The organism is Corynebacterium phoceense (genome assembly GCF_900092335.1).
Taxonomy (GTDB): Bacteria; Actinomycetota; Actinomycetes; order Mycobacteriales; family Mycobacteriaceae; genus Corynebacterium; species Corynebacterium phoceense.
Genome location: NZ_LT596208.1, coordinates 331728 through 357354, shown reverse-complemented (window position 1 = coordinate 357354; position 25627 = coordinate 331728). Strand labels below are relative to the sequence as shown.

27 protein-coding genes and 2 pseudogenes are annotated in these 25627 nt (G+C 61.3%); 15 read left to right on the top strand and 14 right to left on the bottom strand.

The window, feature by feature from the left end:
* The first annotated feature begins 72 nt into the window (after positions 1-72).
* Complete coding sequence (locus tag BN9444_RS05870) at positions 73-1200, top strand: hypothetical protein (protein WP_141681505.1); 1128 nt, start codon at positions 73-75, stop codon at positions 1198-1200.
* A gap of 78 nt (positions 1201-1278) precedes the next feature.
* Here BN9444_RS05870 and BN9444_RS14500 read toward each other — a convergent pair whose 3' ends face one another.
* From BN9444_RS14500 to BN9444_RS05850, 5 genes are all read right to left on the bottom strand, one after another.
* A complete protein-coding gene (locus BN9444_RS14500; RefSeq protein ID WP_154666900.1) occupies positions 1279-1452 on the bottom strand; it encodes a hypothetical protein in 174 nt (57 codons plus the stop codon).
* 114 nt (positions 1453-1566) lie between these two features.
* Complete coding sequence (locus BN9444_RS05865; protein WP_066485190.1) at positions 1567-1755, bottom strand: hypothetical protein; 189 nt, start codon at positions 1753-1755, stop codon at positions 1567-1569.
* Positions 1755-2498, bottom strand: a complete 744-nt coding sequence (locus BN9444_RS05860) for a polyphosphate polymerase domain-containing protein (protein ID WP_068801579.1) — start codon at positions 2496-2498, stop codon at positions 1755-1757. Before BN9444_RS05860 ends, BN9444_RS05865 begins: the two co-directional genes overlap by 1 nt.
* Positions 2488-2817, bottom strand: a complete 330-nt coding sequence (locus tag BN9444_RS14730) for a DUF4956 domain-containing protein (RefSeq protein WP_068801578.1) — start codon at positions 2815-2817, stop codon at positions 2488-2490. Before BN9444_RS14730 ends, BN9444_RS05860 begins: the two co-directional genes overlap by 11 nt.
* Positions 2818-3035: 218 nt before the next feature.
* Positions 3036-3338, bottom strand: a complete 303-nt coding sequence (locus BN9444_RS05850; protein ID WP_084759260.1) for a DUF4956 domain-containing protein — start codon at positions 3336-3338, stop codon at positions 3036-3038.
* 185 nt (positions 3339-3523) lie between these two features.
* On the opposite strand from BN9444_RS05850, the gene BN9444_RS05845 reads away from it, so the two are divergent.
* The 4 genes from BN9444_RS05845 (at position 3524) to BN9444_RS05830 (ending at position 6290) form a co-directional block, all read left to right on the top strand.
* Complete coding sequence (locus tag BN9444_RS05845; protein WP_066485202.1) at positions 3524-3985, top strand: hypothetical protein; 462 nt, start codon at positions 3524-3526, stop codon at positions 3983-3985.
* Between the two features lie 41 nt (positions 3986-4026).
* Positions 4027-5214, top strand: a complete 1188-nt coding sequence (locus BN9444_RS05840; protein ID WP_141681567.1) for a 5-(carboxyamino)imidazole ribonucleotide synthase — start codon at positions 4027-4029, stop codon at positions 5212-5214.
* Positions 5215-5240: 26 nt separating this feature from the next.
* A complete protein-coding gene (gene purE, locus BN9444_RS05835) occupies positions 5241-5741 on the top strand; it encodes a 5-(carboxyamino)imidazole ribonucleotide mutase (protein WP_068801577.1) in 501 nt (166 codons plus the stop codon).
* A gap of 93 nt (positions 5742-5834) precedes the next feature.
* Positions 5835-6290 carry a YdcF family protein gene (locus tag BN9444_RS05830; protein WP_231724979.1) on the top strand — a complete coding sequence of 152 codons (456 nt, stop codon included), beginning with the start codon at positions 5835-5837 and terminating at the stop codon, positions 6288-6290.
* Positions 6291-6946: 656 nt separating this feature from the next.
* Here the strand turns inward: BN9444_RS05830 and BN9444_RS14205 are convergent.
* On the bottom strand, positions 6947-7363 hold the full coding sequence (locus BN9444_RS14205) for a hypothetical protein (protein WP_156435890.1): 417 nt from the start codon (positions 7361-7363) through the stop codon (positions 6947-6949).
* Here BN9444_RS14205 and BN9444_RS05825 point away from each other — a divergent pair.
* The 3 genes from BN9444_RS05825 (at position 7347) to BN9444_RS05815 (ending at position 9417) form a co-directional block, all read left to right on the top strand.
* Positions 7347-7736 (top strand): hypothetical protein, encoded by a 390-nt coding sequence (locus tag BN9444_RS05825; protein ID WP_068801576.1) that lies wholly within the window; start codon positions 7347-7349, stop codon positions 7734-7736. The two genes, BN9444_RS14205 and BN9444_RS05825, sit on opposite strands and share 17 nt — an antisense overlap.
* 65 nt (positions 7737-7801) lie before the next feature.
* On the top strand, positions 7802-8314 hold the full coding sequence (locus BN9444_RS05820; RefSeq protein WP_066485228.1) for an RNA polymerase sigma factor: 513 nt from the start codon (positions 7802-7804) through the stop codon (positions 8312-8314).
* A gap of 11 nt (positions 8315-8325) precedes the next feature.
* Positions 8326-9417: a hypothetical protein gene (locus tag BN9444_RS05815; RefSeq protein ID WP_066485238.1), complete on the top strand. Its 1092-nt coding sequence runs from the start codon at positions 8326-8328 to the stop codon at positions 9415-9417.
* Here the strand turns inward: BN9444_RS05815 and BN9444_RS05810 are convergent, their stop codons facing one another.
* Positions 9418-10476, bottom strand: coding sequence for a ribonuclease HI (locus BN9444_RS05810; protein ID WP_066485246.1), 1059 nt, complete (start codon positions 10474-10476; stop codon positions 9418-9420).
* Between the two features lie 243 nt (positions 10477-10719).
* On the opposite strand from BN9444_RS05810, the gene BN9444_RS05805 reads away from it, so the two are divergent.
* Both BN9444_RS05805 and BN9444_RS05800 read left to right on the top strand, forming a co-directional pair.
* Positions 10720-11883 (top strand): NRAMP family divalent metal transporter, encoded by a 1164-nt coding sequence (locus BN9444_RS05805; protein ID WP_196131523.1) that lies wholly within the window; start codon positions 10720-10722, stop codon positions 11881-11883.
* Positions 11883-12653, top strand: a complete 771-nt coding sequence (locus BN9444_RS05800; protein ID WP_066485252.1) for a putative hydro-lyase — start codon at positions 11883-11885, stop codon at positions 12651-12653. The genes BN9444_RS05805 and BN9444_RS05800 overlap by 1 nt, the downstream gene beginning before the upstream one ends.
* 76 nt (positions 12654-12729) lie before the next feature.
* Here BN9444_RS05800 and BN9444_RS05795 read toward each other — a convergent pair whose 3' ends face one another.
* From BN9444_RS05795 to BN9444_RS14195, 6 genes and pseudogenes are all read right to left on the bottom strand, one after another.
* On the bottom strand, positions 12730-13347 hold the full coding sequence (locus tag BN9444_RS05795; protein WP_066485258.1) for a GntR family transcriptional regulator: 618 nt from the start codon (positions 13345-13347) through the stop codon (positions 12730-12732).
* A gap of 50 nt (positions 13348-13397) precedes the next feature.
* Entirely contained in the window at positions 13398-15128 is a 1731-nt protein-coding gene (locus BN9444_RS05790; protein WP_068801575.1) for an acetyl/propionyl/methylcrotonyl-CoA carboxylase subunit alpha, read from the bottom strand.
* 4 nt (positions 15129-15132) lie between these two features.
* Positions 15133-15534: pseudogene (locus BN9444_RS14725) on the bottom strand (5-oxoprolinase subunit C family protein); the annotation flags it as partial.
* A gap of 202 nt (positions 15535-15736) precedes the next feature.
* Entirely contained in the window at positions 15737-16498 is a 762-nt protein-coding gene (locus tag BN9444_RS05780; RefSeq protein WP_066510956.1) for a LamB/YcsF family protein, read from the bottom strand.
* Between the two features lie 207 nt (positions 16499-16705).
* Positions 16706-18073, bottom strand: a complete 1368-nt coding sequence (locus BN9444_RS05775; protein WP_066510960.1) for a DNA methyltransferase — start codon at positions 18071-18073, stop codon at positions 16706-16708.
* A 41-nt stretch (positions 18074-18114) separates the two neighbouring features.
* The gene (locus tag BN9444_RS14195; RefSeq protein WP_141681502.1) at positions 18115-18444 is read right to left on the bottom strand and encodes a hypothetical protein; all 330 of its coding nucleotides are present in this window, start codon (positions 18442-18444) and stop codon (positions 18115-18117) included.
* 187 nt (positions 18445-18631) lie between these two features.
* Here BN9444_RS14195 and BN9444_RS05770 point away from each other — a divergent pair, with 187 nt between their 5' ends.
* The 5 genes from BN9444_RS05770 to BN9444_RS05755 are packed head-to-tail and all read left to right on the top strand — an operon-like array spanning position 18632 to position 24976.
* The gene (locus BN9444_RS05770; protein ID WP_066510962.1) at positions 18632-19267 is read left to right on the top strand and encodes an MptD family putative ECF transporter S component; all 636 of its coding nucleotides are present in this window, start codon (positions 18632-18634) and stop codon (positions 19265-19267) included.
* A complete protein-coding gene (locus BN9444_RS13525; protein WP_077210048.1) occupies positions 19264-19989 on the top strand; it encodes an energy-coupling factor transporter transmembrane component T family protein in 726 nt (241 codons plus the stop codon). Before BN9444_RS05770 ends, BN9444_RS13525 begins: the two co-directional genes overlap by 4 nt.
* A complete protein-coding gene (locus BN9444_RS05765) occupies positions 19986-21455 on the top strand; it encodes an ABC transporter ATP-binding protein (RefSeq protein ID WP_012714930.1) in 1470 nt (489 codons plus the stop codon). Before BN9444_RS13525 ends, BN9444_RS05765 begins: the two co-directional genes overlap by 4 nt.
* Positions 21456-21462: 7 nt before the next feature.
* Positions 21463-23211, top strand: coding sequence for an ABC transporter ATP-binding protein (locus BN9444_RS05760; protein ID WP_068801573.1), 1749 nt, complete (start codon positions 21463-21465; stop codon positions 23209-23211).
* Entirely contained in the window at positions 23204-24976 is a 1773-nt protein-coding gene (locus tag BN9444_RS05755; RefSeq protein WP_066510967.1) for an ABC transporter ATP-binding protein, read from the top strand. Before BN9444_RS05760 ends, BN9444_RS05755 begins: the two co-directional genes overlap by 8 nt.
* Positions 24977-25259: 283 nt before the next feature.
* Here BN9444_RS05755 and BN9444_RS05750 read toward each other — a convergent pair.
* Positions 25260-25627 (bottom strand): annotated as a pseudogene (locus BN9444_RS05750) (5-oxoprolinase subunit C family protein); the annotation flags it as partial.

Genomic DNA, 25627 nt, shown 5'->3' with positions numbered 1-25627 from the left:
GGGGATAGGATAAGAGAGTCTTTCTCTTCCTATCCCCTCATTTGCGCGCACTGCGCGGAAAGGTGCCTCGACGTGGCTCGACGTTCTCTTTTATCCTTCCGTCGTTCCTCGCGCATGCTGTCGGCTGCAGCGCTGATAGCCGTAGCTTTCACCGTCGGGGCGTGCAGCGAGGGCGGTTCCTCCGAGCCGCGCACGAGCACCATCACGGTGCGGCCGTCGGAACAGCCTGGCGAGGGCGCTCCTTCGGCGTCCGCCGCCGGCCCCAGCGAGGGCGTGGCACAGGATGCGCAGGCAGCGCCGTCTGGTGACGATTCTCTCGCAGAGGCGTACGGGCGCATCCTTGATAATCCACGCTCGGTGAATTTCAACTACGACTACAGCCTGCGGACTTCACGAGCGAGCGGAAGCTACCAGTATGCGCTCGCTGACATCACGGGGGACAACTCGCCGGAGCTGCTTTTGTGCGATTGCAATTACGACGTCAGCCCCGTCGTTGTCATCAACGGTGCGGCCAATCCGGCGAATCCGGTGGTCTCAGAAGACGTCCTCATCAGGGGTGCTGCCGGCGTGGGCGGTGGACGCTATGACCTCTCGGTAGGTAACGGTGGGATTTATCAAATCGAATGGCACTCGGTGCGTCCGGAATCCTATGCGACGAAGTTCGGCATGCAGGGTTCCCATCTTGTGAAAACTACCGAGCAAGTCGAGATCCAGAATCCGAGCGAGTTGGGGGTCACTGCCGCGAATTTCGTTGACGTATCGGACCGTTCGGTACTGAGCAACGCGGGGCTGGGGGAGGCATCGGCAGGCCCGGCCCAGGCAGCAGCGAATACTGCTACTGCGCAGGAAAGCCAGCCCCAAGGTGAGAACGTGCTCAGCGGCACCATTAAGCAGATGACGGCGCGGGAAGTCATGAAGGGGCAGCCGACGCCGAATGGTGAGTCCCCGGACTTGACGCTCTGGGTGTTGGTTCTCGATAGCCCGCAGTCGTTGACGGGCAGGTCGACCGGTTACCGAGGAGCGTTAAGGACACGCCCTAACCAAGAGATGGTGAGCTTAGACGACCGCGGCGAGTGGTCTGGATATAAGGATCAACACGTGAACCTCACATACGACCCCACGCAGTCGTGGTGGCCCAGCGACACCAGCCTGCCGCTGGGCAAGCTGCGTGCCTACCCCGTCGATGTGTCGGTGGGGTAGCACCCCTGAAACGCAGCAACGCAGCATCCCCGCCACACTCACGATGGAGCGGTGTGGGGATGAATTCGTGAGGGGACGTTAAGCCTGCGATGACAGGCCATTGCTCGAGGCGGTGCTGTTATCGGGTCGCCGACCCATGCCGCCAGCGGGGCCACCGCCCATGCCACCCTCAGCGGCTTCGCCCGCAGTCACTGCGGTGTCGGTGCCGTTGACGGTGACGGTACCCACGGCGGCATCCGAAAGCACGAGCACGACCTGCGCGTCGTCCGCGGCGTTGACGGTGATATCGCCTGCGTCGCCGGTAATCCGGTAGACGCCGGCCTCGGTGATATCGGAGCCGGTGAGGTCCTGAACGTCATCTATGGATCACTCGTCGTCCTTGGTCACCGTGTGATCGGAGTTCTCATCGGCTGCCTCGGAAGCTGACGGTGGGCGGGCGGTGTCGTAGGAGACGGACTTGGCGGTGGGAGTGTTCTCGGCGGCCTGCGGGGAGCACGCGGCGAGCATAATCGCTGCGGTGGCGGTCGCTATGGAGGCGAGGAGGGGCTTCTTCATCACAGGGCGTCCTTAAAGTAGTTGTTGATGACGCGGTTCCATTTATTCGAGGGCAGCTCCGGGTGCATGGTGGCCATGCCCGTGCCGAACTTGGAGACGCGGGTAGGACGGTGGCCAAGGCCCCACAGGATTTTGTCGAGCGGGGAGGGGCGGGCGCCGGACTTTGTTTCAATGAAGACGACGTCGCAGTTCTCTAGGCGCTGGTTGGAGCGCTCTGAGCGCCACGTCAGTGCCGTGTCGATGGTGGCGCGGCCGACACCGCTGGGCCGAAGCGTTGCGCGCAGATAGGTGTTGTGGACGCTGGGGCTGAGCTGGCCCACGAGCTGGGGGTTGAGCTCCGCATCAAGGAAATCCAGCGCCTCGGGGGCGAGCCTGCCGCTGTGGGCGTACGCGGGCGCGATGGGCACGCGGTGCTTGACCGTGACTCCGCGCGGGCCGCGCGTTTTGACTTCGCAGAAGCCCAGGTTGGAGTCGACGTAGGTGCGCTGGCGAACCTTAAAGCGGCGGCGGCGCTTCTGCGCAGTCATGCGGTAGGAGAGCAAGTCCGGGGTGTCGAAGTAGGTGGTGGCGTAGCGCTGCTGGCGCTTGCCATTGATCTCCAGCACGCGGGTATCGGCGGGGACCTCGTCGAGGAATGCGCGCAGCTCGTCGGTGTGGATGAGGTACTTGCGGTCGACGCGGGTCATCATGCGGGCCTCGGCGTTCATTTCGTCGAGGGTTATGGAGTCGAATCTACTGAACATGAGCCAACTCCGAGTGTGCGGATTCGGCGTGCTTCGCCGTGGAGTCCTTGCGGCGCTCGAGCGGGCTGCGGCGGCCTCGGACCTGGACCCAGGTCGTGTCGTTGACGATGTCGACGCGGTGGGTGGTCACGCCGAGGATTTGGGCATCGAGCATGTCTTCCAGCTCATCCTTGAGCTCATCCTGGTCGGTGATCGCGCGGTCGAGGGTCATCTCCTGAACGAAGTAGCCACCGAAGAGCAGCTGGGAATCGACGATGACGAGGGCGAGGACGATGAGGATGATGGCGCCGATGGCGATGGGGTTGACCTCATCCGACAAGCCGGCGATAAGTGGCTCTTCCGGTTTTAGAGTGCATTGATTTTGTGTCGGATGTTGGCGGCGTGAATCAGGCACCGCAATATGTAGTGGTCGAGGTTGCGGNCTGCACAGTAGGTCCTTGGTTTGTACGGATGGATTAGACACCCTTATTCCTACAAAGCCAAGGACCCCAATATCTTGTGCCACGCCCGAACCCCCGGCGAACTAATCAATGCACTCTAAAACCGGAAGAGCCCGATAAGTCCTGTAGCGAGCGCGGCAAAGAAATACGCGACCTCGGTTTGGGAAATCTCGGAGGAGCGCAGTCGGATGATGGACAGGACGCCGAAGAGACCCAGGCCCACGCCGGCGGAGACTTCCATGTCGGCGAGCATGAGGGAGACGCCCAACACGCCGATGTTGACGCCGATGAAAGCGACAACCAGATCGGCGCGCTGGTGGCGGGGCAGGTAAACGGCAAAGACGAGGAGGACGATGGCGATGATGTCGACGCCCATCATGATTGCGATATCGGTGCTCATTGGAAGCAGACCTTTCTAACTCGGTGTCGCTCTTTACTCTGCGACGCTGAGATGTGAGAACACTTTTGTTTCCTTCCACCTGCCTGTGGAATTACCGCAGAGTTTTCTAGGACGTTCGTTGAATGCTTCCTGTGAGCGTTGCAGGGTGCGGCTGTTGGGGCGAGGGACGTCTAGGATGAGGAGTCATGAATCTTATGAAGATGCGCCCGGGCGAGTATCCCGTCGTCGACGTGACGGCGCCGTATCGCTCGCTCATCTTCCCTGTCCTCGAGCTCATCCTCATCACGGGTCTCGCCTGGATCGGCATTGGCTACCTGGACGCACATGGCTTTGAAGCAACGGTGCGCAACGCCGTGGTGGTGCTCTGGGGCATCCTCGTGCTGTGGCGCTTTGTTCTGCCGGTCTATCGCGCACGCCGCCGTCGGTTCATCCTTACGACGACGCGCATTATCGCGCGGACAGGCAAGAAGATTGACTCCATTCCGCTTTCCGATGTCGTGGGCGTGCGCCGCCGCCGCGGCGGGATTTCGCTTGCTATTCGCGGCTACGATCGGGCACTTTATTTCCCGGATCTGCCGCGCACGAAGCGTATCGAGCGCGCCGTAGCCTCCGAGCTGGAGCAGTACAGCTCGCCGCTGTGGCGCTAGCCATAAAGGCCGCGAGGGCGGCTAGTAGGATGTAGGGCGTGATTAAGACAGTAAGTGTTATCGGAGACGGCCAGCTCGCGCGCATGATGCAACCGGCGGCCGTTGAATTAGGAATCAAAATCCAACTCCTCGCCGGTGCCCCAGACTCCTCGGCGGCGCAGGTCATTCCTGCCGTGACGGTGGGGGACTATCACTCCACCGCGAACTGTCTCGCCGTCGCCGAGGGCTCGGACGCTGTCACCTTCGACCACGAGCACGTGCCTTCCGATGCCCTCTCTGCCATGCTCGACGCCGGCTACAGCGTCCAGCCCGCCCCGAGCGCTCTCATTAATGCCCAGGACAAGCTGGTACAACGCCGCCGCATGCGCGAGCTCGGCGCACCAGTGCCGCCCTTCGCCGACATCTCTTCGGTGGAGGATGCCCAGAACTTCTGGAACGAGGTCGACGGTAACGTCTGCCTCAAGGCCTGCCGCGGCGGCTATGACGGTCACGGCGTGTGGTTCCCCAAGGACCTGACTGAGCTCGAGTCCCTCGTCGCTGAGTTGCTCGAGGCTGGCACCCCGCTCATGGCGGAGAAGAAGGTGGCGCTTACCCGCGAGCTGTCTATCCTCGTCGCTCGCAATCCCTCTGGTGAGGTCAAGGTCTGGCCGATCACTATGTCCGTGCAGGAAAACGGCGTCTGCGCCGAAGCCATCGCGCCCGCTCCGGATCTCGCTCCCGAGCTCGCACAGCGTGCCACGGATCTTGGCGTGCAGATCGCCACCGAGCTCGGCGTGACGGGCGTGCTCGCTGTCGAGCTCTTCGCCTACACCAACGACGAGGGAGCAGAGGATATCGCGGTTAACGAGCTGGCCATGCGCCCCCACAACACCGGCCACTGGACCCAGGCAGGCTCCATTACCAGCCAGTTTGAGCAGCACCTGCGCGCCGTCCTCGACCTCCCGCTGGGCGATCCGTCTGCCTCCGCGCCCATTACCGTCATGGCTAACGTGCTGGGCGCCGACGAGGATCCGGCTATGCCCATGGCTGACCGTGTCGTCGAGGTCGCTCGCCGTTTCCCTAACGCCAAGATCCACCTCTACGGCAAGGGCCACCGTCCGGGCCGCAAGATTGGCCACGTCAATCTCACCGGCAATGCCGCCGATGCCGCCACCGTCGCCGCCACCCGCCGCGACGCCAAGCTCGCCGCGTACTTTCTGGTCCACGCCGAATGGGCCGACCAGGCTTAACCCCCACTACTTTCGAGGAGAAGAATATGAATGCACAGGTCGGCCTCATTATGGGCTCCGATTCCGATTGGCCCACCGTCGAACCCGCCGCCCAGGTCCTCGCGGACTTCGGCATCCCCTTCGAGGTAGGCGTGGTCTCCGCGCACCGTACCCCGGAGAAGATGCTGTCCTACGCCAAATCCGCTCACACGCGCGGCCTTAAGGCGATCATCGCGTGCGCCGGTGGTGCAGCCCACTTGCCGGGCATGGTCGCGGCCGCCACGCCGCTGCCTGTCATCGGTATTCCGCGTGCGCTTAAGGACTTGGACGGACTTGATTCCCTTCTCTCCATCGTCCAGATGCCCGGAGGCGTACCCGTCGCGACCGTCTCCATCGGCGGCGCCAAGAATGCCGGCTTGCTCGCCGTGCGTATCCTGTCCGCTGGCAACGCGGAGCTTCTGCAAAAGATGGTCGACTACCAGGCGAATATGGCTGCCGAGGTCGAGCAGAAAGACGCGAACCTCCGCGCCAAGTTAATGGGTGAGTAGCGCTTTCTTCGCGCGCATGCGCCGTACACACCGCCGGACTCACTGGCATGTGTCCATTCTTTGCCTGGTGGCGCAACGATTATGCTTATCCCCGTGGATCCTATCGTTGTTCTCGGCTCGCGCGTCAAGCGCGGGCGTCCAGGAATATTGCTCGAGGAGCGTTTGCGCGCGGCGATGGCTGCAGCGGTACCTGGGCAGACTTTCATCGTCAGCGGTAAGGGCGAGGCGCCCGCCATGCGTCGCTACCTCGAGGAGCACGGGTTTGATGGGGTGATCGAAGATAACGAGGCGACATCGACGAATGAGAATCTTGAAAATGCGTGGCGACTTGCCGGTGGGGCTGGCCGTCTCATCGTTGTAACTAACAATTTTCATGTTCTGAGGACGCGGTTGTGGGCCTGGCATTTGGGTGTTCCGGCCCGGGTCATTTCAGCTCCCACACCCTTTGATCAGCGCTTGGTTAACTATGCGCGGGAAATTGTCGCGACCCCGCATTCGGCCGGGCGGATCCTCTTTCGGAAAATAGTGCACTCCCTGTCGAGGGCGTAAATTGTGCGAAGTTACATTTTGCACTAATCGGTGTTGCACGCTACGCCCAGCGTAGTCGTCATACCACTGCCACCCATGCATGGTCCTGTTATGTGTTGACACCTTCCTAGGAGCATGCCTTGAACACTCCGGTATGGCCGCACAGTTCTTTGCGCCCGAGGCGGCCTTGCCAGGGGCATGCGCGGCCGTCATGCACAACATAACGGCGCTATCTATGCCTTCCTTGTTCGTCGTCTCGATGGGCGACGCGTGCAGGCATCGGTGCCCGCGCGGGAGCGCGGAGCGCAGCCGGTATAAAATTCCTCTGAGTGCATATCAATTCCACGGGGTGAGACTGTGGGGCGCACGTTTTCACCCCCGCATTCCGCCCCCATTTCTGTCAACCTATTGAACATGCACCTAAAAGCCCTGTTCGCGCCGATTGTTTAAGTAACTTTTTTATAACGGCGCCGCGAAGTCCTTTCGTATTACGTCAAAATGGTGCATATTTTAACTCACCCCACCATTTAATGAACCTTCGTGCAAGGGTTCATTCCATTTACTTGGCGGTGTATTGGGGCCCGCCAGGACATGCCGCCGCTCGGTTCCGTCGATGGGGAGCGCAACCTCTATCGAACGTCGAAAGCTGAGCGGCGGTGCCTTTCTTGGGGGCTGTCCTATGTCTGGGGAATTAAAGGCACCGAATCGAGACGCAGCGCCGGCATGATCTGATCGAGCGGCATGACGGCCAGATTCAGTGTCCCCTCGTAGCGGCCTTCCATCATGCCCACGGGGTGGATCACGCCGTCCTTGAGGGCGAAAACGGGGGCCAGAATCACCATGGTTACTTGTCGCTGCGAAGACGAGTCGCCCGGAACTGGTGTGGTACTGGTAGGTGCCGCGCTGAGGTATTTCCGCTGGTTGCGCTCGTTGTGGCGGGCAAATTCAACTAATAGCCAGAGAAATGCAGGGCTCGTTGTAACGCTGTGCGCCCAAACAACCACAAGGAGGGTGAAAGGCTTCCGGCAGGAAAGAATGCCAGTACGAAGCACCACCACGAGAAGAAGGAGTCCTCTCATGAAAAAGGGAATCATCGCCATCACCACCGCCACCGTCGCCGTCCTTACCGCGGGTGGGGCAGCGATTGCCACGGGCGCGAGCGATACCCCCGCCATGACTGCTGGCACGGAGGACATTCTCAAGCCTGGCATGGAGATGACGTTCACCGCGACGTGCCCCGACAACAGCACACGCGCGGACCTCACCACGAGCTTCGGTGCCCACGCCGTCCTGCGGCCGGCGGCAGATGCTGGCTACCTCATGGGCGAGATCACCGCGCCGGAGCAGATTGGCCCCGGCCCGGCTGACGGCTACCACACGTACACTGTTACCTGCGAGAACGGAGCGACGACCACCGCGCGCTTCGCCGACGCCGGCAACGGCACGGCCCAGACAGCTCGCAGCTAAACCGCACAGGCGGCCGACAGCTCACGCCGCGCCACCACCATAGGTACACCCCAAGAAAGCAGTCAGTGTCCGTCACCTATCTCCCCGCCGCGCGCCGGAAAGCCTTTAGCGAGGCTTTCCGGGCGCATTACCCTGCCGTGCGCGCGTTCTTTGCGCGCCGCGCGCCCGCCGAGCACGTCGAGGAATTCACCGCTGACGTCTTCGAGCGCGCCTGGGGCAACTTCGACCAGATTGAAGGCGACGTCCTCCCGTGGCTCTACGGCGTCGCCCGCAACGTCTTGCGCGAACACTATCGCACGCAGGAGCGCCGTCCGCGGCTCGTGGATCTCGAGCAGCCGGAGGCGGATCCCCTGGCCGAGGATTTTGCGAGCCACAGCGATCTGAACCTCGATATCAACCGTGCACTGCTCACTCTCAGTCCCGCTGAGCGTGAGATTCTCACCCTCCACGCGTGGGAGGGCCTCACGCCGGCCGAGCTCGCTGAGGTCCTAGGTCTCACTCCCACGAACGCCCGCGTGCGTCTTCACCGCGCGCGCACCAGCCTCGCCCGCGCCCTTGACAGCGCCGGCTCCCACTAAGGACAACCGTCATGAACGATCCTCTCGCCCAACTTGCTGCGGCTAACCCCGTCCCCGACGAGTCACTCACCCCCGAACAGCAGGAGCGCGCCGACGCCCTCCTGGAACGTCTCACACAACCTGCCCAGAAGAAGCGCCGTCCCTTCCTCGTCGCTGCTGCGGCCGTCGCGGTGCTGGCCCTCGGCGTCGCCGTCATTCCGGGCTTGAGCAATAACGCCACGCCCCAGGCGACGGCGGAGGAGGTGCTTGCCCGGGCCGGGGAGGCATCGGCAAGCCAGGCGGATGCCCCGACCCTCGGTCAGGAGTACATGAAGCGCACGGACAGCGACGGCCAGGCCACCGTCACCACGGAATACGAGGTCCAAGCCGGCCAGCTGCGCCAGGACACCCGCACCGAGGGCACCTCCGCCGCACTCGCGGACTTCGACCCCTCGCCCCGCATCACGCTCGCCCAGCTTGCCGATGCCCCCTCCGCCGACGCCCTGCGTGACCTCGCCGTCGCCACGTATGGCGACGCCGCGCTCGGCTCGCTCCAGCTTCTTTTGCACCCAGGGCTGACCTCCGCGCAGCAGAAGTTCGTCTATGACAACCTCGCGGCGGCCGGCGGCAACGACCTGGGCAGCGCGGACATTACGGAGGGTGAAGACTCGCTCGTCACCGTCTACCGCGACGCGGACCACGTGAGCTTCAGTGTTCTACCGTCCACCGGCCAGATCGTGGAGGTCCATGGCCTCGTCGCCCCGGACGTGACTACCCGCGTCGAGGCCACGGCTATCCTGGGCTGCGTCTCCGTGACCGGACTCGAGGGCCCCGAACTGATTTCGCTCGCCTGCGCGGACAACAACTACCTCGTCCGTGACCTCAAGTGGTCGAACTGGGGTGCCGACTCCGCCCGCGCGGAAGGCACGGCCTTTATCAACGACTGTGACCCCAACTGTGCGGACTCTGGCTTCACAGAGCTGCCCGTCACCGTCACTGTGCGCAAGCCCCAGGAGTGCGGCTACAACGCGAAGCTCTACTCGAGGCTCGACGTCGCCTACGTGGACGAGCCCGCGCGCGACGAGACCTTCGACATCGGCTGCGACCAGTCGCCCACGAACTAACTAGCGCCCCAGCTTGCCCGGCAGTTGGCGCAGGATGTTGTCGATTTCCTTCCATGCGGTCGCGCGCGACTCTTTCTCGGGGAAGTTCGAGGCACGCAGACCCAGGTACGCGATGCGGTCCGCGGCGTGGTTGAGTGGGTCGCCCGCATGCCCTAGCACGCGGCCGATGGTCGCCTTGCCTTGCTTGTTGAAGTCCCGCCACGCCTGCTGGAAGCGCGAACGTGCGCCCGAGGAGACGCCGCGCCACGTGCGCCGCGACTTTGCGCCGCGCCCGCCGGCCAGGATATTGTCCACGGCCTCGAGCGCCGCGACGGAATCTGTCTCGATGATGACGCGCTCGAAGCCGTTCTTCAGCGCGTACTTGAGCGCGAGCGTGATGGTCTCCAGCTCGAGCTCGTCCGTGCCTGCCTTCGTCATCCGCGTGCGTAGCTGGTAGTCGCCATTGGAGGCGACGAAGCACATCGCGCCCTTAGATAGCGTGTCCGAGGACGCGTCAGTCGCAATGCGCACCTGCTGGCCCCGGCCCGCACAACGCGAGCGGTTGGGGAGCCAATGCGTGGGCGGCGCCTCGATCGCCGGCGCCTGCTTGGCAGGGCGCTCGCCTTCCTTCTTCGAGCGGCGCACGGCCTGGGCCTCGTGCTGCTTGCGCAGTCCGCGTGCCCGGTTGCCCGCTTTATTCTCGTCCGCGAACGAGCCGGTGACGAGGTAGCCCGCCCGGCGGATGCGCGTGCCCAACGCCGCTTGACGGCGTCCCACCACGACCCAGATGGGCTTGGGAACGCCTTTGACCGCGCGCTCGAACTCGGCGAAGACCTGGGGGTAGGGGTCCGCGTTCATCGTCTTGCCGGTGCGCACGAAGCGGCGCTTGCCGCCCGCCTCGACCGCGATGACCCAACCGTAGAGCTTGCCGTGCGGTGCCGACTTCCAGGGGATATCCCACAGCGCGATGGCCACGTGGGTGCGCGCGGAGATCATCTCTTGGGTGACCTTGCGCGTGGCGTAGGTGCGCGAGGACTTGCCCATGAGGGTGGTGATATCGATCGCGTCCTTTTTTGCCATGCCTCTAAGTTAATCGCACCGCGCCCGCCTGTGCGATTCAGGTCCGCGTCCCCGCTGCGCACCCTGGTTCTCGACGCAGCGGGGGAGTGGCCCGCCCCACCCTATTTACAGATTGTTGAACAAACCTCTATGATGATCGACATCACACACCTCTGCGACCCTCATCACTCAAAGGAGTCCACCGTGAGCACGGAAACAACGGCAACGCCCGTCCAGAAGAATCCGCCCAAGGGCATCGGCGCCATGGCCGGTGCCATGTTCCTCATGGCCACCTCGGCCATCGGTCCGGGCTTCCTCACCCAGACCTCGGTCTTTACCGTCCAGATGGGCGCGGCCTTCGCGTTTGCCATCCTCCTGTCGATCCTCGTCGACATCGCGGTGCAGCTCAACGTCTGGCGCGTCCTCGCCGTCTCCGGCCTGCGCGCCAACGAGCTGGGCAACACCGTCCTGCCGGGCCTCGGCTGGGGCATGGCGGTCTTCGTCTTCATCGGCGGCCTCGTCTTCAACATCGGCAATATCGCCGGCGCGGGCCTGGGCGTCAACGCGATGCTCGGCATCGACGCGCGCTGGGGCGGCATCATCGCCGCAGCCATCGCCGTGTTCATCTTCCTGTCCAAGCGCGCGGGCGTGGCTCTCGACCGTCTCGTCGCCGCGCTCGGCGCCATCATGATCCTGCTCATGCTCTACGTTGCCATCGTCTCCCAGCCGCCGGTCGGCGAGGCCTTGAAGAATACGTTCCTGCCCGAGGAGATCGACTTCTTCGTCATCACCACGCTCGTGGGCGGCACTGTGGGCGGCTACATCACGTTCGCTGGCGCCCACCGCCTTATCGACTCCGGACTCACCGGACCGGAGAATATCAAGAACATCACGCAGACCTCCGTGTGGGGCATCATCATCACCGGCATCATGCGCGTCCTGCTCTTCCTCGCCATCCTCGGCGTCGTCGCCACCGGCGTGACCCTCTCCAAGGAGAACACGGCTGCGGACGCCTTCTTCCAGGCCGCCGGCCAGTTCGGCCTCCGCGCCTTCGGCGTCGTCCTCTTCGCCGCGGGCCTGTCCTCGGTCATCGGTGCGTCCTACACCTCCATCTCCTTCGTCACCACGCAGCAGGTCGCCCCGCGCACCCGCAACTTCCTAACGGTCGCCTTCATCGTCGTGTGCACCGTCGCATTCGCCATCATGAACTCCGCTCCGCAGAAGCTCCTCATCTTCGCCGGTGCCTTCAACGGCCTTATCCTTCCCATCGGCTTTGCCGTCGTCATGTGGGTCGCCTGGCGCCGCCGCGACCTACTGGGCGGTTATAAGTACCCTGCGTGGCTGCTGGGCATCGGCTTGCTGGCCTGGCTGCTCACCATCTTCATCGGCGTCAAGGCCTTCTCCGGCATCACGGCGCTGTGGGCATAATGATGATTCCCGAAGAGGTTCGCGCCGCAGCGCGCACCCAGGCGCTCACCACGACAGCGGGCCTGGCGCGCGGCTACATGCAAGCCAATCTGCTTGCCGTGCCCCAGGAATACGCCTTCGATTTTCTGCTTTTTGCGCAGCGTAACCCCAAGCCGTGCCCCATCGTGGGTGTCCTCGAGGCAGGGCAGTATTCCTCCGAGCTCCTGCCCGGCGGCGACATCCGGACCGATATCCCCGGCTACCGCGTCTTCCGTGACGGCGAGCTCATCGCCGAGCCTTCCGATGCCACCGCCTACTGGTCCCAGGACATGGTCGCGTTCCTTATCGGCTGTTCCTTTACCTTTGAGACGGCTCTCCTCGACAACGGCGTGCCCGTCGCGCACATCGAGCAGGGTCGCAACGTGCCCATGTACCGCACGACCATCCCCACGACCCCGGCGGGTGTGTTCTCCGGACCCATGGTCGTGTCCATGCGCCCCATCCCGGCCGCCCAGGTCGCCGACGCGGTGCGGATTACCTCGCGCTACCCGTCCGTTCACGGCGCGCCCGTGCACGTGGGCGACCCGGCCGCCATCGGAATTGCGGACCTCACGCAGCCAGACTTCGGCGAGGCCGTCGATATCCCAGCGGGCACCGTGCCGGTCTTTTGGGCGTGCGGCGTGACCCCGCAGGCCATCGTCATGGAATCCAAGCCGAGCCTGGCGATTACGCACCAGCCCGGCACGATGCTCGTGACCAACGCGCGGGACCTCGAATACCAGGTGCCGTAGTACAGGGCTCGTTGCCTCAACGCGCGAAAAATCGGCGCAGATGTGGCGATTTTGGCAGTGACACAGAGGGCGAGAGCTAGTCCAGTACGGCGAGGATCTTGTCGAGCGTGCCCAGCAGCGTCGCGCGGGAAAGCTCCGCGGCGTCCTCGCGCTTGCCTTCGGCAATGAGCGTGGCAAGCTCCACGTTGCCGTCGATGTGGGAGGCGTGGAGATCGGGGTAGCGGGGGATGACGCGCAGGAAGCTCAGACGCATGCGGGCGAGCAGGTTGGACATCTCGCGGTCGAGCGAGACGCTGCCCAGGCTCGCCACGAGGGCACGGTGGAAGCGCTGGTTGATATTCGACACCATTGCGTGGCCGGGCTCGTCCAGGTGCTCGCGCGCCGAGGCCGTGAGCGTGACCAGTGCGCCGGGGTCGTCGAACGTGCCCCACCGCACGCCAGCGGGTTCGAGGGCCGCGCGGGCCAGATAAAGATCGCGCACGAATTCTGCGTCCGGGACAGCGAGGAAGACGCCGCGGTTGGGCTTGCGGTGGACCAAGCCTTGTGCGCCGAGCATGGCGAAAGCTTCGCGCAGGGTATTGCGCGAGCAATCGAAGCGTTCGGCGGCGCGGATTTCGCTGAGCTGTTGGCCAGGCTCGAACTCGCCATCGGAGATAGCCTCGCGCAGGGCAGAGGTCACGGTGTCAGCAAGCATGCGTTTGACCTTACTCTACGGCGACGGAGTCCGAGCCTGGATTCACCGACTTAGGCGATGGTGGCGATGACCGTGCTGGGCGTGAGCTTGTCTCCCGGCTTCGCCTGGAGCGTGATGGTGCCGGTGTGCGGGGCCTTGATGGTGGATTCCATCTTCATGGCCTCGACGGTGGCGATGACATCGCCCTCGCTGACCTGCGCGCCGTTGGCGACGTGCCAGTCCACGAGGTTGGCCTGGAAGGGGCTGGTGACGGCGTTCTCGTCGGTGGGGGCGGCGCCGGTAGACGGTGCGGAGGAGGGGGCATCGGAAGGCGCGGTGAAGAGCTCGGCGGGGAAGCCGATGTTGACGAGCTTGCCGTCGATCTCCACGGCGACGGTGCGGCGCTGGGCGTAGATGGACTCGACCGGCGCGGACTGCACGGCGCCGCCCGGGCGGTAGTTGTGGTCAACCCAGTCGGTGTAGACGCCCGTGCCGGAGTCGAGGTTCACGAGGGCGGGCTCGTGGACCATGTCGCGGTGGAAGGGGAGCACGGTGCGCACGCCGTTGATGGTGAACTCCGTGAGTGCCTGCTGCGCGCGGCGTAGAGCGACCTCGCGCGTCGGGCCCCACACGATGAGCTTGGCGATGAGCGAGTCGTAGTACGGCGGCACGATGGAGCCGGAGCGCACGGCGGCGTCGACGCGGATGCCGGGGCCGGTGGGCGGCTCAAAGGCGACGATGGTGCCAGGGCAGGGCGCAAAGCCGTTGAGGATGTCCTCGGCGTTGATGCGGAACTCGAAGGCGTGACCGTGGGAGGCGGGATCCTCGGTGAGCGAGAGTTCCTCGCCCGCGGCGACGCGGAATTGCTCGGCGATGATGTCGACGCCGGTGACGACCTCGGTGACGGGGTGCTCGACCTGGACGCGGGTGTTGACCTCGAGGAAGGAGATGGTGCCGTCCTCAGAGACGATGTACTCGACGGTGCCGGCGCCGGTGTAGCCGACCTTCTGGCAGATGGCGCGGGCGCCCTCGATGATGCCCTCGCGCTGGGCGTCAGTGAGCCCCGGGGCCGGGGCCTCCTCGACGAGCTTCTGGAAGCGGCGCTGCGTGGAGCAGTCGCGCGTGCCGAGCACGACGACGTTGCCGTGGGTATCCGCGATGACCTGGGCCTCGACGTGGCGCGGGTGGGTGAGGAATTTCTCGACGTAGCACTCGGCGCGGCCGAAGGCCTCGCGGGCCTCGCGGCCGGCGGAGTTGAAGGCGCCCTCGATGGACTCGAGATCGTCGACGACCTTGAGGCCGCGTCCGCCGCCGCCGTAGGCCGCCTTAATCGCGATGGGGAGGCCGTGCTTCTGCGCGAACTCGCGGGCCTCCTGCCAGTCGTCGATGGGGTCCGAGGTACCCGGCGCCAGCGGGGCGCCGACCTCCTCGGCGACGCGGCGGGCCGCAATCTTGTCGCCGAGCAAGTCGATGGCGTCCGGCGAGGGGCCGACCCAGGTCAGGCCGGCGCCGGTGACGGCGCGGGCGAACTCGGAGTTCTCCGACAGGAAGCCGTAGCCCGGGTGGACGGCGTCCGCGCCAGCGCGCACCGCGATATCGAGGATGGCGGGGACGTTCATGTACGTATTCGCCGCGGTGTTGCCCGGCAGGGCGTAGGCCTCGTCCGCGACCTGCGTGTGCAGGGCACCGGCGTCGGCCTCGGAGTAGATGGCGATGGACTTCATGCCAAGGTCGCGGGCGGTGCGCGCAATACGCACGGCGATCTCGCCGCGGTTGGCGATGAGCACGGTCTGAATCTTCATGTTTTTACTTCTCCACAATCTCGAAGCGGACGCGGGCCCCCGGCGGGAGCTGGGCCGCGATATCAATGTCTTCTTCTAGTACCGTCGCCACGACGGGGTAGCCGCCGGTGACGGCGTGGTCGCGCAGGAAGACCACGGGCTTGCCGTTAGGCGGAATCTGGACAGAGCCCGCGACCATGCCCTCGGAGGGCAGCTCCTCGTAGCGGTTGCGCTCGAGGGTGACCTCGGAGTCGAGGCGCAGACCCACGCGGTTGGAATCCGGCGTGACGGTCCATTCGGTCTCCGTGAAGGCGTGCACGGCGTCGGCCGGGAACCAGTCGTCGCGCGGGCCGAGCACGCAGCGCAGACGGCCGACGGTGCGGCCGCTTTCCTCGGTGACGCGCAGCGGGTTGGCGAGCTGCGCGTCCNCTCGAAGCTGGGGAGGAAACGCGCGGCCTCGGCGGCGGCGTTGGGGGTTTCAAAGGTGAGCAGGAGCGTGGTCGCGGCGGCGATGCAGTCGACCTGGTCGCGCAGCGGCTCGGACTCGAGTGCACCATGCCACGTCATGACCTGGTCCAAGCCGTCTAAGTCGATGAGCAGCGCGCGCGTGCCCACGGGATGGATACGCATTAGATGAAGCTCCGCACGTCGATGCCCTTATCCTTGAGCGTTGCCACGACGCTGCGCAGCATGTTCACCGCGCCCTGCGAGTCGCCGTGGGTACAGATGGACTGCGCGTCGACGTCGAGGCGCGTGCCGTCGTAGGCGGTAACCGAGCCGGTCTCTGCGACCTGGAGCACGCGCGCCGTGACCTCCTCGGGGGTTTCGAGCACCGCGTAGTCCAACGTGCGGGAGACGAGCGTGCCGTCCGGGTTGTAGTTGCGGTCCGCGAAGGCCTCGCGGATGACGGTCAGGCCATTCTTCTCTGCGATGTCGACGGCGACGCCGCCGGGCAGGAGCATGAGCGGGATATCGCCGAAGGCCTTGACGCCGTCCACAACGGCCTTGGCCTGCGCCTCGTGGTGGACGATCGCGTTGTACATCGCTCCGTGCGGCTTGACGTAAGCGACCTTCGTGCCAGCCGCGCGGGCCAGGGCGTCGAGCGCGCCAATCTGGTAGGTGACCTCGTCTGCAAGCTCCTCCGGCTGGTACTCGATAAAGCGGCGGCCAAAGCCAGCCATATCGTTGTAGCCCACGTGCGCGCCGATGACGACGTCGCGCTCGGCGGCCGCGCGGACGGTCTGCGCGATGGAGTGGGCATCGCCCGCATGGAAGCCGGTGGCGACGTTGGCCGAGGAGACCATCTCCAGCATCGCCGCGTCGTCCGCGACGGGGTTGCCTGCGGTGGTCTCTCCGAGGTCGGCGTTGAGGTCAATGCGCAGCGCGCTCATGTGGGGCCGGTCCTTTCTACTGTGACGCCCTGAGGTCCCGGGCGGGATTGTTGAACAATATGTTGTGTAGTGTAGCCCGCGTCACCCCATATTGTGAAGGCCGTTACGCTCTGCACTCCCGCATGACTACCCCCACTCGCGACATCATGATCTACGTTCAGCACATATAAGCCCCGGATCCATGGACGCAGAGGCCGCTCATATGTCCTAGAGGTAGATCGTCGCGCGGTGTCCAAAGACATCGCTGACTTCGACCTGCGCGCCGGGGCCCTCCACGGGTGCGACGGGTCCCGAATAGATCTCCGTGCCATCCGCAGTACTTACCGTCCACGTGGCCGCGAGCGCCAGCGGCTCCGCTTCATGAATCTCCGCTAGTTTCCGTGCGTTCTCCTCGTCAAGGCCCAACGCCGCCGCGACCGCGGAAACGTCGCGATACGCAAAGTCGACCAGAGCCAAGCGCCCATCGAGGACGCGAACCTGCGCGTCAATGACCTGGGCTTCCGCGGCGTCGACAAGAGCGCGTATCGGTACGCCTAACCGCGCGCGCATGACGCTCACCGCCGCCGCGCCCACATCACCCGTGATAAACCGTCGGCCGGTGCGCTGCGCCACCGCGGCCGTCGTGCCCGAACCGCCAAAGAAGTCAGCGACGAGCCCACCGGGCGGGCACGCAGCCTCGATGAGCCGGGCGAGTAGCTTCTCCGGCTTTTGGGTGTCGTAACCCAAACGTTCCGCGGCATTGCCTTTGATAATCGAGATGTCGTAAAAGACGTCGTCCTGCACTTTGAACTCCGAAGTGAAGTCGAAGAGCACGTCTTCATCGACCAGTTCGCGTCCGAGTTCCTTCACTCGTTTGCGCGCGCGGCCCGCGATGAGCCGATCCGTGCTCTCCTTGACGTCGCCCCAGTAGAGCTTGTCTCCGCGCAGCCGTCGCGCGTAACGCTTCTTGTATTCGCTTTCCGCGCCCTTGACCGGCTGGAAGTAATAGCGGTGCGGGTCGCGTGCATAGAAGTAAATCGTGTCATGGTTCTGCGGAAAGCGGCGCGTAGTCCGACTCATTTTGCCGTAGCGCCACACCAGCTCATTGATGAAGCATTCGCGCCCGAATATCTCGTCGAGCAGCACGCGCACATAATGGCCCACGTGCCAGTCGAGGTGCACCATGATGGAGCCGGACTCCGCGAGGAGCTCGCGCATGAGGATAAGCCGCGGCGCAAGCATCCCCAGATAGGCCGCTGTGCTGGCATCCGTAGCGCTCAGCTTTCCGATGCCGCCGTGCCCCCACGAGTCCTTATACGCCGGCCGCGTGATGTCGACGGCGCGTCCATCGGAGAGAGGCACCGTAACCGTCGCCGCGTACTCCGCGCGGGAGTCGAAGGGCGGATCGATGTAGATGAGGCCGACCGTGCCCGCCGCACCTCCGGCGAGAAGCCCCGCGAGGGCCTGCAGATTGTCGCCGTGCAGGATGGTGCCCTCGGCGTCCGTGAGTGGCGCGGCCGCGGCCTTCGCCTGCTCAGCCTCTTCGCGTGCGGCGGTGAGGATGCCGGGCAGGGCGGCGAGCAAGGAAGTGGGCATGGCAGAAATATACCTTGTAAGTTCGGTGGAAAACTGAGGGATTAGCGAGCTGTGCTGGAAGAAGCAGCGGCAGTTAGACGCAGCCAGGCACGCTGCAGGCTGGGACAGTGCTGGCGGGCGGCGTCAATATCCCAGTGATCACGGCCAAATTCGGTGAGGTGATCAGCAAACAGCGGACCCATCCGCACCTGTGTTCCCAGCGTAGATACGAACTCTTCTTTGAGCTCACGTGGAGCATATTCGTGGACGAGAGAGAGCAGAGTGCGTTTGGCATGTACTAGCGCCTCAGGTTCCCGTGGAATGGCGCGACGCGGAATGGAGAAATACTCGCTTATACCGTCCGCATCTCCAAGAAGCCAAGCTTTGGTCATTGTGCACGCCACCCGATAGAAAAAAGAGGGCACTGCTGGGGTGGAAAGGCGTGCTTGATGTCCGCTTATCTACATTCGCCCCCATTAAGGGTGAATCTTCAGATCAAAACTAGAAATAGTTTATATACAGCACTATCTGTATTAGGTAAGGCTTGCCTTTCCATCTGTTCATGAATCGAGGTTTACTATGACCCAACAGTCCTCTACGCCCGCACGGAGTACAAGCTCATCCAGTGGGGCGACGGCACGTTTAAACACCAGAGATCTCATCAATGCTGGTATCTTTGCTGCACTTTACTTTGTAATCACCTTTGTAAGCGGAATGATTGGATTCGCAGGACCACAATTCATGTTTATTGGATGGTTCATCGCGGCAATCGCAAACGGAATCGTGCTAGCGCTTTATGCCGCCCGCACGCCCAAAATGGGTGCTTTCACCCTCGTCGGTGGTATTAACGGACTAGCATTCATGCTCACCGGACACTACTTCTGGACCCTGCTGGGAAGCATAATTCTAGGGTTTATCGCGGATTTGATTATTACAAAAAGCCACCTCAGTATTGCCAAATCCTTCCCTATTGCCTACAGCGTCTTCTGTGTCTGGATTTCTATGCCTTTTATCCCGCTAATTCTGGATACGGACTCCTACTACGTCGATATCGCAGACCAAATGGGTCAAGAATATGCCGATGCTATGTCGGATATCTTCCAGCCATGGACCATTGGAGTACTGACCATTTGTGCGCTCATCATCGGCTTTATCGGAGGAAAGGTCGGAGTTCGCGTCAGCCGCAAACACTTTGAAAGCGCTGGTCTCCTGTGAGCCTGCAAAAACAGGGCGTGCTTCGTCGATCTTCGATCGATCCACGGACCGTGCTGCTTTCTGTTCTAGTAATCAATGCGGTAGCTCTCAGCCACGGCCACCTACCGACACTGCTGATTTCTATCGCCTTCAGCTCCATCGCACTAGCTACAGTAAAGCCACACTATGGTCTTATATGTCTGTTCGCTTTTGCATTATCCTATCTAGGGTATTGGGGCCTATTACAGCTTCCTGGCTCCACATTTTTCGCTTTTTCAGCGGCAATTTTTTCGTGGCTAAGCCGTTTTGTCATCAGCATGTCCATCGGCGCATTCGGCTTGCTCACTCTCGCACCATCCACGTTGACCTCAGCACTGCGGGACCTGCGTTTACCAGGCTGGGTCACCATTCCACCGGCGGTATTCCTGCGCGTTTTGCCGATCATCGTGGCAGAAGCCAAAGCCATCCGCGATGCCATGGTCCTTCGGGGTCTCCAGCCTGGAGTAAAAAGCTGGATCACACAGCCCACACAATCGTCCGCGATGTTGATCATCCCCTTATTAGGTGCCGTCGTCCGCGCTGGTGATGAGCTCGCTGCCTCTGCTCTTGTCCGGGGATTGGGAGGACCCGCACGCCCAACCACCACCGCCGATCTTTCCTTCAAGCTTGTCGATGCAACTGCACTAGCTGGGTTGGGCCTCGTTGTTGCCTCTGTCTGGCTTCCCACGGAGGTCCACTTATGAACGAACGCAGTATCGCAACCAGCGTAGACGCCCACAACGTTTCTTTTACATATCCATTGGGAGCTCGGCCAGGCATTCAAGGTGTATCTGATGTGTCTTTTTCTGTCTCTCCAGGACAGTGTCTACTGATTACCGGTGATTCCGGATCGGGAAAGTCCACGGTACTCAAGTTGATCAACGGACTCATCCCCCATTTCAATCCAGGAGAGCTACTAGGCACCATCACTATTATAAAGGATGACCAGGCTTTTACCCCTGCGGAAGAACCGCTGTCCCGAGCCATCGAGTTCAGCGCCTCAGTATTCCAGAATCCAAGGACACAATTTTTCACTGAAAGCGTCAATGCAGAATTGGCCTTCGGGCTAGAAAACCTTGGTGTAGATCCCAAAGAAATTGAGTCGAGGATTCAATCAGCGGTCGAGCTACTAGGCATTAACGATCTTCGGGGCCGGCGATTCAAAGAACTATCCGGTGGGCAGTTACAAACCGTGGCATGCGCATGCGCGCTTGTGTCCCCGGGCAGTCTCGTGCTTCTCGATGAACCCACGTCCAATCTCTCCATGGAAAGCATCGATATTCTTGCACGCGTGCTACACCGCTTGAAGGAATTAGGCACAACGATCATTATCGCTGATCACCGTCTCTTTTTCTTAAAAGATATCGCTGACCAAGTTATTTACTTGACTCAGGGAAAAATAACGCGGAGTTTCCGCGCTCAGGAGTTTTATGCCTTAGACGAACCCGAACGCAAACAATTGGGGCTACGCAGCTTACACCATGTTCCCCTGCCCGCGAGCGTGCCGGTACCACCCACGCTCGAAAACGCCGATCCCCAGCGGAGCGGACTCGAGCTAAGCAACATCTGTTTTTCTTATGGCGCACATGAGGTATTAAACATTGACCACGCATTTTTCCCCAGCGGCGAAGTCACCGCCTTAATCGGGCCCAACGGCGCTGGAAAAACCACCCTCGCCAGGATCATTTGTGGTCTTGCTTCTCCCAAACGCGGCGGTAGTCTCCGTTTGAACAGCAAACGAGTAGGAGCGGCTGCCCGCAGACGTGCCGCGTACATGGTGATGCAAGATGTTGGCCGCCAATTATTCGCAGCCACCACCGAAGAAGAAGTCACGCTCGGACTGGCAAAGAAGAAGCGGGACCACATCGATGTCAATGAGATTCTCCATCGCCTCGATCTGGCAGGAATGGCCCAACGGCATCCGCAGTCTCTGTCCGGTGGGCAACGGCAACGCTTAGCCATAGCTTCAGCCCAAGCCGAGCAAGCAGCGATCTACATCTTCGATGAACCTACCTCTGGCGTGGGCTGGCGCCAACTGCAATCCATCTCTGCGCTACTTCGATCTCTTGCAGCAAGCGGAGCAGTGGTCATCGTCATCACCCATGACCACGAATTCATCCAAGAATCAGTCACCAGAATCATCGATATGACTGACATCAACAAGAATTGAGAAAGAAATGTCTGAACTAAAACAAAGTTCCACAGAATCAAGCGGAACCCACGCACCAGAATCACACGGTGCGTCACCGGAAGAAGAGGCTCACGCAAAGCTAAAAGCCGGCCAGGTCGCTCTAAAAAAACTACTGGCCCCAGTGCAAACAACCATCTACTTCGCACAGTTTCTCGCGCTTATATCCTCGGTACTCGCCGTAGCACCCTACGTCGCGTTGGTGGCACTGGGAAATGCTCTAATCGACGGCAAAACTGATGACGTCGCGTCCATTGTGAAATGGCTACTTGCTGCATTTTTGGGCCAGCTATTCTTCTATTTCCTTGCCCTTGCAATCACCCACTTCGCTGATGCAAAGCTGGTGGGGATTAACCGGCGCCGAATTATTACCGCTATTGCGAAAGCACCACTCTCGTGGTTTAGCCAGACTAATTCCGGCAAAGTCCGCAAAGCCGTCGAGGACGATACGTTAACTCTGCACACCCTGACAGCCCATGCTCCTGTAGAGAAGGTCGCCGCGATCTTTACGCCCCTCGCGCTTCTGGTTTATGCCTTTATCTTGGATTGGCGCCTTGGTCTACTTTCTATTGCCACTGTGCCCATTTTCCTAGCAATCCAAGCATATTCAATGAAAGATATGGGCACAAAAACTGCGGAAATGGATAATTATCTGGGTGAGGTCTCTGCGACTGCGGTGGAGTTCTCCGAAGGTATTTCCGTCGTCAAGGCTTTCGGCACCGTTGGCAAAGCCCACGCTCGATATCGCGAAGCTGCCCAAAAATTCGCGGAATTCTATTACGAGTGGGTACGTCCGCTTCTGCGTGTTTCCGCAATCTCAGAGTCTGTGGTGGCGGTTCCTGTCCTCATCCTTATCAATCTAGGAGTCGGTTCCCTGCTGATAGCTGGTGGCTATGTCACGGTCGCTGAAGTCATCGCAACAACGTTAATTGCGCTGGTGCTCCCAGGCACGATTCAAACCGTCGGCCAAATGATGTGGTCTTACCAGCTCGCTGGCAATGCGGCGTTGCGCCTTGATGAAGTCATGACAATTTCCCATGTGAAAGAAGGCCAAAAGAGCCTCGATGCCAGTAGTCAAGACATGGAGGTGGAGTTCCATAAGGTCAGCTTTAGCTACGCCCCAGACACACCAGTCCTCCAAGACTTTTCTGCGCAACTAAATGCAGGCACTGTCACGGCATTGATTGGCCCCTCCGGGTCTGGCAAATCCACAGCAGCAACGATGCTGGCGCGTTTCCAGGATCCAGATTCGGGCACAATCACTATCAACAACGTGGATATCCGTGATCTCACTTTCGACAGTTTGTACCGCACTGTGGCTTTCGTCTTACAAGATCCTCACTTACTGCGTATGAGTATTCGGGAAAACATTCGCCTTGCACGCCCAGAAGCCCGCGATGAAGAGATCTGGCAAGCCGCAGAGGCTGCGCACATAGCTGCTGATATTCGCGCTTTACCGGCTGGGCTCGACACCGTTGTTGGTGAGGACACCTCTTTATCCGGTGGACAACAGCAACGCATTTCTATTGCCCGGGCAATCATTACCAATGCCCCAATCTTGATCCTGGATGAAGCTACTGCGGCAACTGATCCTGACTGCGAAGCAGAAATTCAAGCAGCTCTAGCCACACTCGTCAGAGGCAAGACCGTCTTAGTCATCGCCCACAAGCCGGAGTCCATCCAAGGAGCAGACCAAATAATCTGCCTCAAGCCTATGAAGGATAATTCTCATGTCTAATGCCACTACGCCTGTTAGTTCGCGTCTTCGTGATCCGCTACTCACTCGCAGTGTCAAAAAGCTGCAAAGTCCTGTAGGCCATAAGCTCAATAAAAGGTATGCTTGTCTATCGCTTATCGTTGGCGTGCTTGATGGCCTCGCCGTTCTCACGCTCGTGCCACTTACAAAGGCACTCGATGGGGATACGACGATCGCACCATGGATGTGGACGCTTTTGGCAATTGCGCTCGTAGCTTTTGCGCTACGATTTTTCGCAACCATGGCCTCTTACCACACGGCCTTGGATTTCATCCGAGCCGCGCACACGACTGTGGGCGATAAATTAGCAACGCTACCGCTCGGCTGGTTCGTACCGGCTAATACCGGCGGCCTATCTCGCCTCGTTTCAGATCGCTTTATGGTGGCGGCCGAGACCATTGCGCATATTCAAGGAACGATATACCGCGATAGCGCGGCACTTGTCACCTTGTTAGTAGGAGCGTGTTTCTGGAACCCGAAGCTGGGCTTGGTCCTTCTTATCATCGCACCATTGGCGCTCGTGGTGATGCAGTTGGCTGCATGGATTCGTGAGAAAGCATCGAACCGCGCACTGGGGCCGAGTAAAGAGCTCTCCCAGCGCATCGTAGAATTTGCTAACCGTCAACCAGCCCTGCGCGCGGCAGGACAATCACAAGTTTTTGCGCCACTAGAGCAAGCGCTAGAAATCGACCATAAAGCACGAATACGCGAGCTATGGGTATCCACATTAGCTTTGCTACTCAACGGCATAGTAGTGCAGATCTTCATTGTGGCTCTCATTATGGTCTCCGCGGATCTTGCCGTTGAAGGCGCCCTATCGCCACTAGAAACAATTGCGATCATCGGAATCAGCTTGAGGTTTACCCGCACGCTTGAACAGCTGGGTTCTTCTTTCGTCGGTTTAGATGCCGGCCGTATCGCGCTCACAGAAACTGAGCTCATCACCGATGCCCCTTCCCTGCCAGAACCCACTACTCCGCGCCTAGGCGATGGTTCGGGAAATGTCGAGCTGCTTAATGTCACGTTTGGATACGGCGATAAACCAGTATTGGTAGATGTCACTTTCCATGCTCGACCAGGCACCGTTACCGCCATTGTCGGTCCTTCTGGCTCCGGAAAGACCACAATTGCGCGCCTTATTTCGCGATTCTGGGATGTAGATTCCGGGGCGGTGATGGTTGACGGCGTAGATATCCGCGAGCTTGGAACCGAACAGTTAATGTCCAGACTGTCCATGGTCTTTCAGGACGTTTACCTCTTCGACGACTCGTTAATCGCTAATATCCGCGTTGGTCGTCCCGACGCCTCCGATGAGGAAGTCTTCCGCGCAGCTGATCTTTCAGGCGTGACTTCTATTGCCAACCGCCTAGGGTGGCATACTCCTGTTGGTGAAGGCGGGCGGCTTCTATCCGGTGGTGAACGCCAGCGCGTATCTGTAGCTCGCGCGCTTCTCAAACAAGCGCCGATTGTACTCTTTGATGAGGCTACCTCCGCGCTCGATGCAGAAAATGAGGCAAACATTCTTGCTGCGATGGACGAGCTACGGGAGCAATCTACTTTTATTGTCATCGCCCATAAGCTGGATACAATCAAATCTGCTGATCAAATCGTAGTCTTGGATGAACACGGGCAAGTCAGCCAGCTAGGCACGCATTCTGAGCTTTCCGATGTCCCCGGTATCTACCGTCACTTCTGGCAGCAACGCAAAGCAGCAAGCGGGTGGAAAATCAGTTCGGGACGCGATTAACGCGGGCACCGAGATCGGCATTGTTTGCGGGGGACACCCTTCTCTCCCCCTCTCTCCCCATTACGTTGTTAGCAGTTCCACCCCAGGGCACCGAAGATTCATAGTCCGTCCACCCGAGTGGGCGGGCTATGTTTATGTCCGTTCCCGCCGTCCGAAAGGACAGTGGAACTAGTCGCTGGCTTCGGTATGGCTTATTCCTGTCTTCCTGTCTGAAGCGTCCTGGGTTTAGTTCCTACCTCAGCTAAGGAAGGATTGAACTATGCCTAGAAAGTATTCCGTCGAGTTCAAGGAGAANCGTCGAGCGCGGCAACACGCCGATGACGTCGCCCTTGTGGACGGGGTCTGGGCCGAGGCCGGAGAGGATGTCAGTGGCGGATGAGCCGAGCTCGGCGTCGGCGACGATGCCGCCGCGAACCGCGACGTAGGAGCGTAGGCCCAGCGTCGCATTGTCGATGGTGAGCGTCTGGCCCGCTGTGACGAGCACGGGGCGGGCGAGGTGAACCGGCATGGTGCCCAGCTTGACGCGGGCGACGGCGCCGGTGACGCACACGACGGTATCGGTGAGCGCACGCACCGTGAGCCCGCCAATGTTTTCGAGCACCGTCGCACCGCGGGGGTTGCCCACCGCGATATTGGCCGTCGCTGCGGCTG

Coding starts and splice junctions, on each gene's coding strand:
- BN9444_RS05865 (WP_066485190.1), bottom strand. CDS start 1,755: ATGAAGAAGCCCCTCCTCGCCTCCATAGCGACCGCCACCGCAGCGATT.
- BN9444_RS05860 (WP_068801579.1), bottom strand. CDS start 2,498: ATGTTCAGTAGATTCGACTCCATAACCCTCGACGAAATGAACGCCGAG.
- BN9444_RS05850 (WP_084759260.1), bottom strand. CDS start 3,338: ATGAGCACCGATATCGCAATCATGATGGGCGTCGACATCATCGCCATC.
- BN9444_RS05845 (WP_066485202.1), top strand. CDS start 3,524: ATGAATCTTATGAAGATGCGCCCGGGCGAGTATCCCGTCGTCGACGTG.
- purE (WP_068801577.1), top strand. CDS start 5,241: ATGAATGCACAGGTCGGCCTCATTATGGGCTCCGATTCCGATTGGCCC.
- BN9444_RS05825 (WP_068801576.1), top strand. CDS start 7,347: ATGAAAAAGGGAATCATCGCCATCACCACCGCCACCGTCGCCGTCCTT.
- BN9444_RS14205 (WP_156435890.1), bottom strand. CDS start 7,363: ATGATTCCCTTTTTCATGAGAGGACTCCTTCTTCTCGTGGTGGTGCTT.
- BN9444_RS05815 (WP_066485238.1), top strand. CDS start 8,326: ATGAACGATCCTCTCGCCCAACTTGCTGCGGCTAACCCCGTCCCCGAC.
- BN9444_RS05810 (WP_066485246.1), bottom strand. CDS start 10,476: ATGGCAAAAAAGGACGCGATCGATATCACCACCCTCATGGGCAAGTCC.
- BN9444_RS05805 (WP_196131523.1), top strand. CDS start 10,720: ATGGCCGGTGCCATGTTCCTCATGGCCACCTCGGCCATCGGTCCGGGC.
- BN9444_RS05800 (WP_066485252.1), top strand. CDS start 11,883: ATGATGATTCCCGAAGAGGTTCGCGCCGCAGCGCGCACCCAGGCGCTC.
- BN9444_RS05795 (WP_066485258.1), bottom strand. CDS start 13,347: ATGCTTGCTGACACCGTGACCTCTGCCCTGCGCGAGGCTATCTCCGAT.
- BN9444_RS05790 (WP_068801575.1), bottom strand. CDS start 15,128: ATGAAGATTCAGACCGTGCTCATCGCCAACCGCGGCGAGATCGCCGTG.
- BN9444_RS05780 (WP_066510956.1), bottom strand. CDS start 16,498: ATGAGCGCGCTGCGCATTGACCTCAACGCCGACCTCGGAGAGACCACC.
- BN9444_RS05775 (WP_066510960.1), bottom strand. CDS start 18,073: ATGCCCACTTCCTTGCTCGCCGCCCTGCCCGGCATCCTCACCGCCGCA.
- BN9444_RS14195 (WP_141681502.1), bottom strand. CDS start 18,444: ATGACCAAAGCTTGGCTTCTTGGAGATGCGGACGGTATAAGCGAGTAT.
- BN9444_RS05770 (WP_066510962.1), top strand. CDS start 18,632: ATGACCCAACAGTCCTCTACGCCCGCACGGAGTACAAGCTCATCCAGT.
- BN9444_RS05765 (WP_012714930.1), top strand. CDS start 19,986: ATGAACGAACGCAGTATCGCAACCAGCGTAGACGCCCACAACGTTTCT.
- BN9444_RS05760 (WP_068801573.1), top strand. CDS start 21,463: ATGTCTGAACTAAAACAAAGTTCCACAGAATCAAGCGGAACCCACGCA.
- BN9444_RS05755 (WP_066510967.1), top strand. CDS start 23,204: ATGTCTAATGCCACTACGCCTGTTAGTTCGCGTCTTCGTGATCCGCTA.